This is a genomic window from Leisingera sp. XS_AS12 (assembly GCF_041224635.1).
GTDB lineage: Bacteria > Pseudomonadota > Alphaproteobacteria > Rhodobacterales > Rhodobacteraceae > Leisingera.
In genome coordinates this window covers 1-13,512 of record NZ_JBGFGM010000040.1, presented here as the reverse complement: position 1 = coordinate 13,512, position 13,512 = coordinate 1, and the positions used below count along the sequence as shown (strand labels likewise).

17 protein-coding genes and 1 tRNA gene are annotated in these 13,512 nt (G+C 62.9%); 8 read left to right on the top strand and 10 right to left on the bottom strand.

Translation table 11 applies throughout. The features are described 5' to 3' along the window. Window positions 1–5 precede the first annotated feature (5 nt). A complete protein-coding gene (locus AB9K35_RS00630) occupies window positions 6–620 on the top strand; it encodes a TadE/TadG family type IV pilus assembly protein (RefSeq protein WP_222455806.1) in 615 nt (204 codons plus the stop codon). 40 nt (window positions 621–660) lie between these two features. Here the strand turns inward: AB9K35_RS00630 and AB9K35_RS00625 are convergent, their stop codons facing one another. Together AB9K35_RS00625 and AB9K35_RS00620 are read right to left on the bottom strand one after the other, a co-directional pair. After that, window positions 661–1,137 carry a hypothetical protein gene (locus AB9K35_RS00625; protein WP_222455805.1) on the bottom strand — a complete coding sequence of 159 codons (477 nt, stop codon included), beginning with the start codon at window positions 1,135–1,137 and terminating at the stop codon, window positions 661–663. 130 nt (window positions 1,138–1,267) lie between these two features. Continuing rightward, window positions 1,268–2,476: an adenylate/guanylate cyclase domain-containing protein gene (locus AB9K35_RS00620; RefSeq protein WP_369923982.1), complete on the bottom strand. Its 1,209-nt coding sequence runs from the start codon at window positions 2,474–2,476 to the stop codon at window positions 1,268–1,270. Window positions 2,477–2,662: 186 nt separating this feature from the next. Here AB9K35_RS00620 and AB9K35_RS00615 point away from each other — a divergent pair, with 186 nt between their 5' ends. Both AB9K35_RS00615 and AB9K35_RS00610 read left to right on the top strand, forming a co-directional pair. Continuing rightward, window positions 2,663–3,574, top strand: coding sequence for a pirin family protein (locus tag AB9K35_RS00615; protein ID WP_222455803.1), 912 nt, complete (start codon window positions 2,663–2,665; stop codon window positions 3,572–3,574). Between the two features lie 102 nt (window positions 3,575–3,676). Next, complete coding sequence (locus AB9K35_RS00610) at window positions 3,677–3,979, top strand: antibiotic biosynthesis monooxygenase (RefSeq protein WP_369923981.1); 303 nt, start codon at window positions 3,677–3,679, stop codon at window positions 3,977–3,979. Between the two features lie 43 nt (window positions 3,980–4,022). Here the strand turns inward: AB9K35_RS00610 and AB9K35_RS00605 are convergent, their stop codons facing one another. Continuing rightward, window positions 4,023–4,610, bottom strand: a complete 588-nt coding sequence (locus tag AB9K35_RS00605; RefSeq protein WP_222455801.1) for a TetR/AcrR family transcriptional regulator — start codon at window positions 4,608–4,610, stop codon at window positions 4,023–4,025. A gap of 145 nt (window positions 4,611–4,755) precedes the next feature. Here AB9K35_RS00605 and AB9K35_RS00600 point away from each other — a divergent pair, with 145 nt between their 5' ends. The 5 genes from AB9K35_RS00600 (at window position 4,756) to AB9K35_RS00580 (ending at window position 9,601) form a co-directional block, all read left to right on the top strand. After that, window positions 4,756–5,019 carry a hypothetical protein gene (locus AB9K35_RS00600; RefSeq protein WP_222455800.1) on the top strand — a complete coding sequence of 88 codons (264 nt, stop codon included), beginning with the start codon at window positions 4,756–4,758 and terminating at the stop codon, window positions 5,017–5,019. A gap of 115 nt (window positions 5,020–5,134) precedes the next feature. Next, on the top strand, window positions 5,135–6,421 hold the full coding sequence (locus AB9K35_RS00595) for a homoserine dehydrogenase (protein WP_222455799.1): 1,287 nt from the start codon (window positions 5,135–5,137) through the stop codon (window positions 6,419–6,421). Between the two features lie 154 nt (window positions 6,422–6,575). After that, window positions 6,576–7,562, top strand: a complete 987-nt coding sequence (glpX, locus tag AB9K35_RS00590; RefSeq protein WP_222455798.1) for a class II fructose-bisphosphatase — start codon at window positions 6,576–6,578, stop codon at window positions 7,560–7,562. A 120-nt stretch (window positions 7,563–7,682) separates the two neighbouring features. After that, window positions 7,683–9,422, top strand: coding sequence for a single-stranded-DNA-specific exonuclease RecJ (gene recJ, locus AB9K35_RS00585; protein WP_369923980.1), 1,740 nt, complete (start codon window positions 7,683–7,685; stop codon window positions 9,420–9,422). Window positions 9,423–9,526: 104 nt separating this feature from the next. Next, window positions 9,527–9,601: transfer RNA gene (locus AB9K35_RS00580), tRNA-Glu, on the top strand. A 165-nt stretch (window positions 9,602–9,766) separates the two neighbouring features. Here the strand turns inward: AB9K35_RS00580 and AB9K35_RS00575 are convergent. The 7 genes from AB9K35_RS00575 to AB9K35_RS00545 form a co-directional block, all read right to left on the bottom strand. Continuing rightward, a complete protein-coding gene (locus AB9K35_RS00575; protein WP_369923979.1) occupies window positions 9,767–10,147 on the bottom strand; it encodes a helix-turn-helix transcriptional regulator in 381 nt (126 codons plus the stop codon). 326 nt (window positions 10,148–10,473) lie between these two features. Next, complete coding sequence (locus AB9K35_RS00570; protein ID WP_369923978.1) at window positions 10,474–10,692, bottom strand: hypothetical protein; 219 nt, start codon at window positions 10,690–10,692, stop codon at window positions 10,474–10,476. 12 nt (window positions 10,693–10,704) lie between these two features. Further along, on the bottom strand, window positions 10,705–10,923 hold the full coding sequence (locus AB9K35_RS00565) for a gallidermin family lantibiotic (RefSeq protein WP_369923977.1): 219 nt from the start codon (window positions 10,921–10,923) through the stop codon (window positions 10,705–10,707). Next, the gene (locus tag AB9K35_RS00560; RefSeq protein WP_369923976.1) at window positions 10,869–11,084 is read right to left on the bottom strand and encodes a hypothetical protein; all 216 of its coding nucleotides are present in this window, start codon (window positions 11,082–11,084) and stop codon (window positions 10,869–10,871) included. Before AB9K35_RS00560 ends, AB9K35_RS00565 begins: the two co-directional genes overlap by 55 nt. Before the next feature lie 335 nt (window positions 11,085–11,419). Continuing rightward, window positions 11,420–12,547: a tyrosine-type recombinase/integrase gene (locus tag AB9K35_RS00555; protein WP_369923975.1), complete on the bottom strand. Its 1,128-nt coding sequence runs from the start codon at window positions 12,545–12,547 to the stop codon at window positions 11,420–11,422. Then, complete coding sequence (locus tag AB9K35_RS00550; RefSeq protein ID WP_369923973.1) at window positions 12,538–12,747, bottom strand: hypothetical protein; 210 nt, start codon at window positions 12,745–12,747, stop codon at window positions 12,538–12,540. The genes AB9K35_RS00555 and AB9K35_RS00550 overlap by 10 nt, the downstream gene beginning before the upstream one ends. A 198-nt stretch (window positions 12,748–12,945) precedes the next feature. After that, complete coding sequence (locus AB9K35_RS00545; protein ID WP_369923972.1) at window positions 12,946–13,362, bottom strand: hypothetical protein; 417 nt, start codon at window positions 13,360–13,362, stop codon at window positions 12,946–12,948. Between the last annotated feature and the right edge of the window lie 150 nt (window positions 13,363–13,512).

Here is a 13,512-nt window from a genome sequence, read left to right as displayed (position 1 = left end):
CCACCATGCTGACAGCCCTGTCCCGGACCCATCTCGGCCGCGCCCTGCGCCGCTTGCGCAACGATACGAATGGCAGCGTCTCGGTGGAGTTCGTCATCTACATGCCGCTGCTGCTCGGCATGTTCGCGGCAATCTACACCTTCTTCGACGCCTTCCGCCGCGACAGCGTCAACCTCAAGGCGGCCTATACCATCTCGGACCTAATCTCGCGTGAGACCACGGCGATCAACGATGCTTATCTCAACAGCATGTACGAGATGACCAAGCTGCTGATCCGGCAGGATTCGCAACTGGGGCTGCGGGTGTCGGTGATCCGCTGGGATGACGCTGACGCCAAGTATTACGTCGACTGGTCCGAGGTGCGCGGCACATCGGACATCACCTGGACCGACGCCACGATCAACACGGTCGCGCACAAGCTGCCGTCGATGCCGGACCAGGAGCGGGTCATTCTGGTGGAGACCTTCAACGAAATGCAGCCCGCGTTTGACGTGGGCTTGCCGACGCTGGATCTGGACAACTTCGTGTTTACCCGACCGCGCTTTGCACCTCTGGTTGCCTTCGAGGGCAGCTCCAGCGGTGGTGGTGGCCACGATGACGGCACCGGCGGCACCGACTGACGCGCCGCCCCAACCGACCTTTATCGCGGCACCGGCCGTCTCAGCGGTGGTCCCGCTGCACCAGCATCGCCGCCAGGATTTCCGACATTGCCTTGCCCTGCTGGCCGGGTGTCACGCCACCGATGCCAATCCGCCGCCCCCAGCGCCACCACAGCCCCGGAAGCCAGCTGCGCGCGGCAGGAGTGCGGGTGCGGATCAGAAAACCGTTCGACGGCTTGAAGGCGAAAAAGCCGCGATCTATCGCCTCGATTTCAGACACCGGGGCGATGATCTGACCGTCAGAGCACCGCAGCGCGTCTTCGGTCAGTTCGATATGATGGGTCGTGGCCTGCCAAAGCCGGACCGCCAGCCACAGCGCGGCGCTGCCAACCACCAGCAGAAACACCAGCCAGGCCGGGGATGGCGGCGCGGCGAACGCCACATAGACAAGGATGCAGCCGGTTGCCGCCAGCATCGCCGTGCCCATAACCCGGCGCGGGGCCGATGCCTTGATTGTTGCCAATACGTTTTCGCTCATCACCTGCTCCCCATGTTCATGCGCAGGGAATAGACCGGACCGGCGCCGAGGAACAGCCCCAGCGAGCGCCGGGCGCTGCCCGGATCGGCAAGTGTTGCGCCTGGTGCAGAACAGGGGCGCACGGCGACGCTCAGGCCCAGCCGGATTGCGCCACGGCAAAGACCTCCTGCGGTGCGCGCAGGCCTTTCAGGCGTTGACGCCCCAGCGAACGACTGATCAACCGTCCCAGGGGCGCAGCCCGTCGGCAGAACTCCTCCGAGACCAGCAAAGGCTCCCCGAGGGCACTGCAGAGACCCGCCAGACGTGACGCGAGATTCACGTCGCGCCCGACGACCGTGTAGTCCAGCCGCATGCCCGAGCCGACGTTGCCAAAACCGACCTCGCCAAAGTGCAGCGCGATCCCGACCTTGAAACGGGGCGCGTCGCGCCGCGCCTCGACCCGCGCCAGCGCCGCGCGAGCCGCCGCCAGCGCCTGACCGCATGTAAAGGCATCGCCATCCTCGGTCCGAAACACCGCCAGAATACCGTCGCCGACAAATTTCAACACTTCGCCGCCTGCCGTTTCGATCGGCGGCACCACACAGTCATAGTAGGTGTTCAGCAGGCCCGTGGCCTCTTCCGCCGTCATCTCGGCGGTCAGTTCGGTGAACCGCCGCATGTCGGAAAACAGGACCGCGGACCGGATGTGCGTGACCTGGCCGCGATGCACGTCACCGGAGAGGATCCGCTGCTGCGGCTCTTCCCCGACATAGATGCGCAGCACCTCCTGCATGGCGCGGGCGGTGGCAAGGATTTCCTGACAGGCGGACAGCGCGGGGAACACCGCGCGCAGGAAGGCGATGTCCGCGGCCGAAAAACCGGCGGCGCGGCGGGTGGCGAAACTGAAAGTTCCGGCCATGCCGCTGCGCATGAAGATCGGCGCCATCAGGTAGTGGACATACCCATCGGCCTTCAGCTCGGGCACGATGCCATACCGATCATCGGGGGTCTTGGGCAACCACAAAGCCACCCATTTTCCGGTCTTATGCACCTCGGCCGCCGGCGATTGCGCATAGCCGGACGAGGAGCCGATCTGGAACGGAAACAAATGGCTGCGAGCGCCCTTGCCATGCTCCCAGAACCGGGCGCTGGCCACCGCTTCGGCATGCAGGAGGGGCACGATGGAACTGGCACGATGCAAAGGCACGCCTGCGTCCCGGATCATCGCCGCCACCCGTGTCAGCACGTTGTCGGCATCAGAGGCCTCCCGCGCTTCGCCGAGCATGTAGGTGACCAGTCGCAGCGCGGGCTCCAATCGGTCTGGTGGCAGTTTGCACAGGGGGGCAGGCATATCGGCCATGCCCCCAATTTACGCCCTGCACCGGCCTGCTGGCAACGACTATTCACCTCTACGGCCCGGTCACATGCCGAGACCACGGAAGCCCCAAGCTGTTCACGGCTGCACAGCCGCCGTGCCTGGTCTGGGGTTTTCCAGGCCAGCGGGGAAGTTATCTGTGATCCAGCAACCGACAACCGGAGACAGCCCATGTCGCTCAGACCCATTCTTGAGACCCGCGCCGCACAGCCTCATACCGAAGGGGCTGGCGTGAAGTTGCACCGTGCCTTCGGCTTTCAGGACCCGTCCGAGCTGGATCCCTTCCTGCTGTTCGACGATTTCCGCAACGACCGGCCCGAGGATTTTCTGCGCGGCTTCCCGTGGCACCCGCATCGCGGCATCGAAACCATTACCTATGTTCTGGCCGGCTCGGTGGAGCATGGCGACTCGCTGGGCAATGTCGGGACACTCGGGGCCGGAGACGTGCAGTGGATGACGGCCGGATCGGGCATTCTGCACCAGGAGATGCCGACCGGAAATGCCAAGGGCCAGATGCACGGCTTTCAGCTGTGGGGCAACCTGCCCGCCAGTCAGAAGATGACCGCACCGCGCTATCAGGACGTGAAGGGCGGCGAGATCCCGGAGATCATTGACGACGACGGCACCCGCGTCAAAGTGATCGTGGGCGAATTCTGGGGCAAACGCGGACCGGTGGACGGCATTGCCGCCGATCCGCAGTATCTCGACGTGTTCATCCCCGCCGGAGTGAAAAAGACCCTGCCGATAGACACCTACCGCCGGGCCTTCGCCTATGTATTTGAAGGCGAGGCCGCCTTTGCGGATGCCTCCGCGCCGCAAGGGGTGCTGCTGGAAAAGGAAGTGGCTGGTCAGGAGGTCAACATCCGCGACATGTCAGGGGACCGGACCCTGATCCGGTTTGGCACAGGCGACGAGATCACCGTGCAGGCAGGTCCACAGGGCGTGCGTTTCTTGCTGATTTCCGGCGCGCCGATCAATGAACCGGTGGCCTGGCATGGGCCGATCGTGATGAACACCCAGGCCGAATTGCACCAGGCGTTCAAGGAGCTGCGCAACGGCACGTTCATCCGCCCGGCCCATTGATTGCGCAGATCGGCGGTGGTGCCTCTCTCGCAGGGGGCACCGCCAAAAGCGCTTCGGGATGTGCTATACTTCCGCCTGTTCAGCAATCTGGAGGGGGAAGACATGATCATCCGCGTTTTCCGCGCGACCGTTCGCGACGACAAGATCAAGGCGTTTCAGGAGTTTCTGACCAAGACCGCCGTGCCGCATGTGCGCCGCCAGCCGGGGTTGGTTTCCATCACGGCCGGGCTGCCGAGGGCGGACTCCCCTGCCACCTTCTGCGTTGTGATGGTCTGGGAGAGCGTCGCCGCACTGCAGGCCTTTGCCGGTGAGGACTGGGAGCAACCACATGTGCTGCCGGAAGAAGATCCGATGGTTCTGAGCCGTGAGATCGAGCATTATGACATGATCGGACTGCTCAGCTGAAACCGCGCAGCGCCTTTGCCAATGGCGGGCCAGCCCGCCAGTTTCAGGCGCTGACCGCCTTGCGCACCATATCCCAGTAGACCCGCTCCACCTCGTCCAGGGTCAGGCGACCTTCCGAGCGATACCAGGTGTTCACCCCGTTCAGCATCGCGATCACCGCAAGCGTGGCGATCTTGGTATCGGCGATGTCGAACACGCCCTGCTCGACACCTTCTTTCAGGATTCCCTCGACACCGTTCTCGTAATTCCGCCGCAGCGTTTCAATGCGGGTGAAATTCTCTGCCGTGAGGTTGCGCAGCTCCATATAGGCGATGAAGACGGCATCCGGACGCTGGAGGTGAAAGCGGATGTGAAACCCGGTAAACGCCCGCAGCCGGTCCATCGCGCTGTCGGCCCGGGGCACCGCATCCCAGGCAGCCTGCAATTCTTCCATGTGGCCAGCCATCAACCGGAACAGCAGGCTTTGCTTGTCTGGCGTATAATTGTAAAGCGCACCGGCCTGCACGCCCACCTCGCGCGCGATCTGGCGCATCGACACCGCGGCATAGCCGTGCTGCGCAAACAACCGCAGCGCCGCGTTGTGGATCTTGGGGCCGGTGATGCCGGAGTGGGAACCCTGAGTACGTGCCATGCGACCGACAATAACTGAACACATGTTCAATAAAAAGAGGGATTCGCGCCTCGTGCACGGGCCGCAGCAACCTGTTGCAGGTTGAAAACAATTGTGCAGATGCCTGTGACCCCCTAGAACCAGCCTCGGCAACAGGGGAACGACGATGCGAACACGGGCGCGGATCACGGTATATCTGGCATTGATCACCGCGGCGGCCATGGCTGCCTGCACCCGTGTCCCCGAGCTCGAAGACCGTCTGACACCGGACCTGCGCAACGCGCCCTACCCCAAATTGCTGCCGTTGGACCGGACGCTAGAACCCCTGGCCTCACCCGCAGTCGCCAATGAGGAACTCGAGCAGCAGCTTGATGCGCGCGCAGCGCGATTGCAGCGACGGGCCGAGGCCCTGCGCAACGCGGAATTCTGATCTTCTGCCGCCCTCTACGCCCCTGCGACGGGAAGCGTGTTTCGGTCGGCGTTGCACGCTCGCGCCGAACCCGCTAAGGCGGGGCTGAACGTTTCGGAACAAAGGACCTCCAGCTATGACAGAACCGCTTCGCCTTGGGATTGCAGGTTTGGGCACGGTTGGCATCGGCGTGGTCAAGATTGTCCGCCGCCATGCCGCGCTGCTGGAGGCGCGCACCGGACGCCCGGTGGTGATCTCGGCGGTGTCGGCCCGGGATGCGGCCAAGGACCGCGGTGTTTCGCTGAAGGACTACGCCTGGGAGACCGACCCGGTGGCGCTGGCGCGGCGCGATGATGTCGATGTCTTCGTCGAGCTGATGGGCGGCCATGAAGGGGCTGCCAAGGCCGCGACCGAGGCGGCGCTGGCCGCGGGCAAGGACGTGGTCACTGCCAACAAGGCGCTGCTGGCGATCCACGGTCAGGCGCTGGCCGAACAGGCCGAGAGCGCAGGCCGGGTGATCCGTTTCGAGGCGGCTGTCGCCGGCGGCATCCCGGTCATCAAATCGCTGACCGAGGGGCTGGCCGGCAATGAGATCACCCGCGTCATGGGCGTGATGAACGGCACCTGCAACTATATCCTGACCCAGATGCAGGCCACCGGCCAGGGCTACAACGCCCTGTTCGAAGAATGCGGCCGCCTCGGCTACCTCGAGGCGGACCCGAACCTCGACGTGGGCGGCATCGACGCGGGCCACAAGCTGGCGCTGCTGGCCTCGATCGCCTTTGGCAGCCGCCCGGATTTCAGCAATGTGGAACTGGAAGGCATCCAGCGCATCCAACTGGAGGACATTCAGGCCGCCGCCGACATGGGCTACCGCATCAAGCTGCTGGGCGTGGCGCAGCGCACCGCCCGCGGACTGGAGCAGCGCATGTCGCCCTGCCTCGTGCCGGAAAACTCGCCGCTGGGGCAGCTGGAAGGCGGCACCAACATGGTAGTGATCGAGGGCGACTCGATCGAGCAGGTGGTGCTGCGCGGCCCCGGGGCCGGTGAAGGCCCAACCGCCAGTGCGGTGATGGGAGATATCCTCGACCTGGCACGCGGCCTGCGGATCTCCACCTTCGGCCAGCCCGCCACCACCCTGGCAGAGCTGGCACCGGCCCAGACTGGCCTGCCCGCCCCCTTCTATCTGCGCATGGGGCTGCTGGACAAACCCGGCGCGCTGGCCAAGGTGGCGTCGATCCTGGGTGAGGCCGGCGTGTCGATCGACCGGATGCGCCAATACGGCCATTCCGCCCCGGTGGCCCCGGTGCTGATCGTGACCCATAAATGCACCCGCGCCACGCTGGACGTCGCACTGGAGGGGCTGACCGCCACCGATGTGGTCGACGGCAGCCCGGTGGCGCTGCGCATCGAAGAGGTCTGAGCCGCCGAAACCGGCAGCAAACGGCATTTTTTCGGCCTGCGGCGGGGCAATCCCGCCGTCCCGACCGCCATCGCCCTTGCGAGCCGCCCCCGCCCCGCGCTATTCGGCTTGCAACGCCCTTTCATTTCATTCCCGTTGAGACAGGATTTCCGGTATGACAACGAACACCTCTGATGCGCCCTTCCATGACCGCATGCTTTCGCTGGGCCTCGCCCGCGTCGCCGAGCAGGCTGCCCTGGCCTCGGCCTCGCTGATCGGCCGCGGCGACGAGAAGGCCGCCGACCAGGCCGCCGTCAACGCCATGCGCGAGCAACTGAACCTGCTGGACATTGCAGGCGTCGTCGTGATCGGCGAAGGCGAGCGCGACGAAGCCCCGATGCTGTACATCGGTGAGGAAGTCGGCACCGGCAACGGCCCCGGTGTCGACATCGCGCTTGACCCGCTGGAAGGCACCACGCTGACCGCCAAGGACATGCCGAACGCGCTGACCGTGATCGCCATGGGCCCGCGCGGCTCGATGCTGCACGCGCCGGACACCTACATGGACAAGCTGGCCATCGGTCCCGGCTACCCCGAAGGCGTGGTATCGCTGGAAATGTCCCCGCGTGAGCGCGTCGAGGCGCTGGCAAAGGCCAAGGGCTGCGCGCCCTCCGACATCACCGTCTGCATCCTGGAGCGCCCGCGCCACGAGGCGATGATCGCCGAAGTGCGTGAAACCGGCGCCGCCATCCGCCTGATCACCGACGGTGACGTGGCCGGCGTCATGCACTGCGCCGAGTCCGAGATCACCGGTATCGACATGTACATGGGCCAGGGCGGCGCACCCGAGGGCGTGCTGGCGGCTGCGGCACTGAAATGCATGGGCGGCCAGATCTTCGGCCGCCTCCTGTTCCGCAACGACGATGAAAAGGCACGCGCCGCCAAGGCCGGCATCACCGATCTGGACCGCACCTATTCGCGCGACGAGATGGTAACCCAGGACGTGATCTTTGCCGCCACCGGCGTCACCGGCGGCTCGCTGCTGCCCTCGATCAAGCGCACCCCGGGCTGGGTGGAGACCACCACGCTGCTGATGCGCTCGAAAACCGGCTCGGTCCGGCGCATGTCCTACCGCACGCCGCTGGCGCCGCACCAGGGCTGAGCGGTTTCGCCGAGGGAAGCGGCTTGCGCCGCTGCCTCCGGCGGGAGTATTTGAAGAAAGATGAAAGGGCCGGGTCCGTTTGGGTCCGGCCTTTGCGCATTCGGCAGATGGGGACAGATGATGAGCTTTCTGGGTGTTGAGAAATCCCTGAGCGGGCGGCGCTGGGTCGGGCCCGGCATCGAGGTTGACCGCGCATCGGAGATGATGGCGCAGCAGACCGGCCTGCCCCGCTCGGTCTGCCAGGTGCTGGCGCGACGCGGCGTACCAACAATGGAGGCGCAGGCGTTCCTCGAGCCGAAATTGAAAGAGCTGTTGCCCGACCCGCGCGACATGAAAGACATGGAAGCCGCCGCGACGCGATTTCTGAGCGCGGTGCGGCGCCGCGAGCGGATTGCGGTCTTTGCCGACTACGACGTCGACGGCGGCAGCTCTGCCGCGCTGCTGCTGGTGTGGCTGCGGCAGATGGGGCTGGAAGCGACGCTTTACATTCCCGACCGCATCGACGAGGGCTATGGCCCCAACGTGCCTGCGATGCAGCAGCTGGCCGCCGCCCATGACCTCATCATCTGCGTCGACTGCGGCACCCTCAGCCATGAGCCAATCGCCGCAGCCAAGGGCGCCGACGTGATTGTTCTGGACCACCACCTGGGCGGCGAGACCCTGCCCGACTGCGTGGCGGTGGTGAACCCAAACCGGCAGGATGAGGACGGCGATCTCGGCTATTTCTGCGCCGCGGGCGTGGTGTTCCTGATGCTGGTCGAGGCAGGTCGCCAGCTGCGCGAGGCAGGGTCCAAGGGGCCGGATCTGATGGCGCTCCTGGACCTGGTCGCGCTGGCCACGGTGGCCGATGTGGCACCGCTGATCGGAGCCAACCGCGCGCTGGTCCGCCAAGGACTGAAAGTGATGGCCGCCCGCCGCCGTCCCGGCCTGGTGGCCTTGTCGGATGTCAGCCGCATGGATTCGGCCCCCTCCACGTATCACCTTGGGTTTCTGCTCGGACCGCGGGTCAATGCCGGTGGACGGATCGGCAAGGCGGACCTCGGCGCGCGACTGCTGTCCACCGACAACCCGCATGAGGCGGCCGCCCTCGCCGAAAGGCTGGATCAACTGAACACCGAACGCCGCGACATCGAGAACGCTGTCCGCGCCGCCGCGCTGGAGCAGGCCGAGGAACGCGGGCTGGACGCGCCCTTGGTCTGGGCCGCGGGCGAAGGCTGGCACCCAGGCGTGGTCGGCATCGTCGCTTCGCGCCTGAAGGAAGCCGCCAACCGCCCCGCCATCGTCATTGGCTTCGACGGGGACGAGGGCAAAGGCTCGGGGCGGTCTGTCTCTGGCATCGATCTCGGGGCCTCGATTCAGCGGCTGGCGGCCGAAGGGCTGCTGGTCAAGGGCGGCGGCCACAAGATGGCGGCGGGGCTGACGGTGATGCGCGACAAGCTGGAGTCGGCCATGGCACGGCTGAGCGAGTTGCTGGAGAAACAGGGCGCTGGCCAAGGTGGCCCAGCGGATCTGAAACTCGACGGCGCCCTGATGCCTGGTGCCGCGACGGTCGAGCTCATCGAGCAAATCGAGCAAGCCGGCCCCTATGGCGCGGGCGCGCCAGCCCCGCGCTATGCGCTGCCAGACTTGCAAGTGCGCTTTGCCAAACGGGTGGGTGAAAGCCATCTGAAACTGTCGCTCAGCGACGGGATGGGCGGCGGCATCGACGCGATCTGCTTTGGTGCTTTCGACACGGCGCTCGGTCCGCGGCTATTGGAGCATGGCGGCGCACGGTTCCACTTCGCCGGTCGGCTGGAAGTGAACACCTGGGGCGGTCGGCAGAGCCCCCAGCTGCGCCTGGAGGATGCCTCGGAAGCCTGATTTATCAGGGACTTACCGCCTGTGGATAAGAAATTTCACAATAGCGTATTTTTTCTCTTGCGGCGATTGGCGGTTACCACTAAACACCCTCTCACACACAGAGTGGCCCGTTCGTCTATCGGTTAGGACGCCAGGTTTTCAACCTGGAAAGAGGGGTTCGATTCCCCTACGGGCTGCCACTTCTCCACCAGATCCCCTTATTTCGTTGAGCTTCCGGTTAGGAAGTGTCCCACGAATTTCCTGCCGTGGGACACTTGCGTATCAGGTAGCCTTCTCCCGGCGCGCGGCCGCCTGTGCCGCGAGACGCGCCCGCTCGAACTTCTTCGTGTAGATCTCAGCGGTTTTCACGTCGCTACCCACGCGTGTATCTCGCAGCTGAAGAACATCCGCTTGCGCGGTCCAAGATCGACATGCGCCGGGAGCGACTTGTCCGCGTGGGCGCCTTCACTGCGGCGGCGCACCGTCTTGGGGCTCTCCCCGAGCATTTCGGCGACCTCCTTCAGGTCCAGCAGCGGCGCCTTGATTGCCGCGGGATCTCTGACTGTTTCGGGGTTCACCCCGAGCGCGACCCAGACCCGGACCCAGGGATAGCCCCTGCCCCGTTTTGGAACGCCCATCCTCCCCATCAACGCGGGTATCGCGGCACGTCCGATCCCAAAGAATGCGGCCAGCTCCCTGATGCTGGCGAGGTCTGTTTGCCCCAGCTCGCTTAACGGTTGACCCATGGCTCCTCCCTTTCGGAGGGGACATGGGTGCAAGCGTTCGGCTAAAGAAACCGGGAGAGGATTCACGGCAAGAAAACCGGTGGCAGACGCGCACTGATCTCGGCTGGAAATTTCCTTCCGCCGCAGCCGTGACCACGTGTATGCGTCACACTGGGAGGACCTCGGGTCGTGATCAGCCAAAGATTCCGGAGCGCCTGCGGCGCTTCATCGCGAATGCGCCTTACGACGGGTTGAAGCGCTCTGCAGATGATTAGCCGCGCGGCGATACTTACTGACCAAGCAACCGACGAACTGCTACCAAGCTTTCGGAAGTTTCGAAGAGGATCTTAGTCTTCTGGCTTCGCGTAGACCAGCTTGCCCTCTTCATCGACGCCGACTCCTAAGCCTAACTTTCGGTGGCGGGCAAAGAAGGCCTCCTCTTCAGGGCCTGGTTCGCCCATAAGTTTGATGAAGGCCTCCTCCCAAACGGCGTGTTCTTCATCGGTCAGCTCACCGGGGTCCAGCCGACCCTCCAGAGCGGCGGCAACGCGATCCTCTTCCTGCATCCTACACCTCCTTCACGGCCCATCTTCACCCAAAAGCCACGGTAGATCGATAGTTGATTTTGCGCTGCCCGGCCGGGCGCATCCAGGAGTTACGCGAGATGATCGAGACCTAAGGGAAGTCAAACTTAACGAGTCGGATGATGCTTGTGACGTGCTCCCCGCTGAGTCCGCGTTCTTTAGTTCGTTCTGTTCAGGGGTTGGTCCTCTACTGACCGTTGGTGATACTCCCACGTCGTGCGCTGATCGGCCCGTTCATGCTTTCCGGCGACGATCAGGCCTTCGACGTCGGCCTCCATGATCAGCTGCAATACTGCCTCGGCAACGGCGCGAAGAAAATCGCCGCCATCCTGCTTTGCCAGAAGCTCGGAAAGGTCCATGTTGGTTTTGGTCATTGGGGTCTCCGTGTGGTTCATGGTTGAAGCGTCGAAACTCCATCTCGACCATACACCTCGATGGCCACCCAGCATCACACCGCTGAAGGCGACGAAACTACACCACGTCTGTGGACACTAACCGACAGGTCTGGCGAGGGTTTGCAGGACCTTGCGGCGATCACGCCCCCTCCCTTCAATTACTACGCCCCTGTCCATCTTACCGTGGGACACCCAAGACGTAACTCATTGTTTTCTCTGAGTACGGATGGCACTTTCCCTCAAAAACCTCTTATTTCTCTGAGCGTCGGGGAATGAAGTGTCCCACGATTTTTGTGCCGTGGGACATCTACGATCTATTTGGTTTGCTTCCGGCGCTCCGCTGCCTGGATTGCAAGTTGCGCTCGCTCAAACTTCTTCGTGTAGATTGCTGCGGTTTTTTCGTCGCCATGCGACAGCACTGCCATCACTTCGTAGACGGAACCTCCTTGCTCGGCGATTTCTTCCGCACACGCCTTCCGAATGCCATGTTGCGAGCGAGTAGCCTTTTTAACCTCCTTGCCTTTCTCATTGATTTCCATGGTGTAGAGGCCCGCCTCAATGATCCATTTGCGAATACGGTTGTCGAGGCTTCCGGAGGAGGCAAATGGCTTGCCCCGTTCGGTCAACAGATAAGTCGTTGCATCTTCAGGCACCTCTGCCAGCTCAAACATTAGCTCAGTGCTCATCGGCACCATCACTGGCTTTGACCCCCTCTTGCTCGGCTGCCAAGCAATCAGCAGATAGTCGCCTTGAAACTCCTCATGCTGAGGACCAAGAAGGTAGATATCGCCAATCCGACCAGCCGTATCATTGGCAAGATGGTACCACCGTCGAGCCATTGTCCCGGGACCATGGCAATCGAGGAACTTCTTCTTGTCTTCTTTGGTCCACGCAACCGCGCCCCCCTTGGAAACATGAGTATTTTCTACTTGGAACACAGGGCTGTTTTCAGGGAACCCGCGCTGTGCACCCCATCTATAGGCGGCACGGAGGGCCTTCAGGCACGTGGCTGCTGCACCTGTTCTCACACCAAAGGAATCTCGAATATGGCCGAAGGCGGCCAACGGCATAGCCGCGCTGACCTCCCCCATTCGAGACTTTCCGTCAGGTGTCCGACAATCACAGGCCTGATGCAAACCACGCTGACGGCTTTCGAAGGTCAATTTGCTGAGGTTGCCAGCCTGAACCTGATTTTTCATCCACTCGACATAGTGCTCCCGCAGTTCCTCCAGAGAGCCTTTTCCGGGCAGTACGGCTTTCTTTTTCTTCAGTTTTTCTCCCAAACGGGCAGCTTCGTAGTGTTCTTGAAAGTCCGAATGCTCTGGGCCCACGGGGATCGTAATCTTGCGCTGTTTTTCGCCTTCTACACGTACCCGCCAGCGCACATTTCCGGCGGCCGTTGCTTCCTTGCACAGACCGGGAAAATCAAACTTTACTTGCATGCCACTTCCTCCCAATCGAGTGCGTTTTCATTGGCTGCTGAGAGGTCCTTGGCAGGCGAAACGTTTTCGAGCCCACAGGAGATTTCCACGCGGAAGCCACCATCGGCCGCCACATGAACTGCGCCGGGCGTCATGCCCGAGGAAATGATGGCCTTGATCGTATTGCCAATGGATGCCTGTGAAGGTTTTGCTGCGGGCATTCTTTGCCCCTTTCTTCTTTCTTTTCGCGGATATTCGCGAACGGTTTCCGTTGCTTGCGAGCGACGACTGCGCCTCGCGAGCAGGAACTCGGTTCATTCTGAAAATCGGAAAATTTGTTTGTTTGATACTCTGTCACAGAGGCGTCAAACGCGGGTGCCGCCGCCCCCGGCTTCCCGGTAACGGCGACCAGGTTGGTCTCACCCAAACCTATCGGCTATTTTCCGCGCCTGCCGGAGATCCAGCACGTGTTGGCGCGCATGCTTGAAGCATTTCCATTGCTCGATGAGACAACGGCCCTCTCGAAGTGTCGGGCAAAGAATATCATCGCCGCTGACGTCCAATCGAATGGCCCGGCTGCCATACCCTTCCCGAATGTCATTCACGTGCCGGACAATGGCCTTTTCGAGAATTTCCAGAACAGACACGTCCTGAAAATCGAAGAGGACACCGTCCTCGAGGCGTTCGAGCGTCGGCGCGATCTGGCTGAGCTTCAACTCCGTGATCTCAACAGAAGCTTCTCGCCATTCCGATACGAAGTGCCTCGCATACCGAATGGCTCGAAGAGCAGCCCGCTCCTGAGGAGATTCCGGCTCGTAACCTGGTTCGTAATGCATCTGAACCTCCCTCATGCAGCGATGTCGAAATCGAAGACTGGCAGATCAGACGCCGCATCGATGGCGCGCATGTGATCTTCCAGGCGGTCTGTCAAAAGACAGATCTCCTCAACCATCGGATCCATGGGATCGATTTCTGCGAAGAGCGCG